This is a genomic window from Yinghuangia sp. YIM S09857 (assembly GCF_051388915.1).
Taxonomy (GTDB): Bacteria; Actinomycetota; Actinomycetes; order Streptomycetales; family Streptomycetaceae; genus Yinghuangia.
In genome coordinates this window covers 190954-191869 of record NZ_JBPKBH010000004.1, presented here as the reverse complement: position 1 = coordinate 191869, position 916 = coordinate 190954, and the positions used below count along the sequence as shown (strand labels likewise).

The 916-nt window shown below is 73.8% G+C and carries 2 protein-coding genes; one reads left to right on the top strand and one right to left on the bottom strand.

Going from position 1 to position 916, the window contains the following annotated elements; genetic code table 11:
* The first annotated feature begins 87 nt into the window (after nt 1-87).
* Nucleotides 88-237, top strand: coding sequence for a hypothetical protein (locus tag ACRX5S_RS09675; protein WP_436772410.1), 150 nt, complete (start codon nt 88-90; stop codon nt 235-237).
* A gap of 13 nt (nt 238-250) precedes the next feature.
* Here ACRX5S_RS09675 and ACRX5S_RS09670 read toward each other — a convergent pair whose 3' ends face one another.
* Nucleotides 251-706, bottom strand: coding sequence for a DUF4442 domain-containing protein (locus ACRX5S_RS09670; RefSeq protein WP_436772409.1), 456 nt, complete (start codon nt 704-706; stop codon nt 251-253).
* Nucleotides 707-916 lie beyond the last annotated feature (210 nt).

Genomic DNA, 916 nt, shown 5'->3' with positions numbered 1-916 from the left:
CCCCCCCCCCCCCCCCCCCCCCCCCCCCCCCCCCCCCCCCCCCCCGCGACCGGTGCCGAGCGGCTGCCGGCGGCACTGCTTGAGGCGGTGGCGGAGTTCGACCGCTCGGCGGTGCTGTCGGCGGCGCTGGGACCGGAGCTGCACGCGGCGTTCGCGGCGGTCCGGCGCGCGGAGGCGGCGCTGTTCGCGACGTCGACGCCGGAGGAGATCGTCGCCGCCACGCGCTGGCGGTACTGACGGGGCGGCCCGGTCAGGCGCGGTTCGGGCGCAGCGTCCAGACGATGTTCATCTCGGCGGTCGGCGTGCCGTCCTCGGTGCGGATCTCGACGGACACCGGGAACTCCGGGCGCTCGCCCTTGTCGAGCTCGGCCACGACGTCCTCGACCGACCGCCCGAGACGCGCCTCGGCCAGCACCGGCCCCATGGCCAGCTTCTTGTACGCGATGTCCGCGGTGACCGCGAGCGGCACCGCACGGCCCAGCTGGTCGCCGAAGGCGGCGAGCACGATGGCGCCGGACGCGGACTCGCCGAGCGAGAACATCACCCCGGCGTGCGGACCGCCGACGTGGTTGTGGAAGTCGGAGTTGTCCGGCAGCCGCAGGATCGCGCGGTCGCGGTCGATCTCGACGAACTCCAGACCGAGGGTCCGGACCAGGGGAACGGACTGCTTGAGCCCGTCGGCGATGAAGTCGAATTGAGTGGTCACACCGGAATGCTACCCGCAGGTAACTTGTCCGGGAAGGGCCGGGGAGAGTCAGGGAAGTTCCTGGGCCGGGAACGCCTGGGGAGGGCGGGGAAGGCCGGGCGGCAGGTCAGGCGGCGAAGAGCAGTCGAGGGATCAGGGAAAGGTCGGGGGGTCGAGGAGGGTGGGGAGTGTCGGGGGTCCGGGACCCCGAGGCTCCGAGGGTCGGGGGGT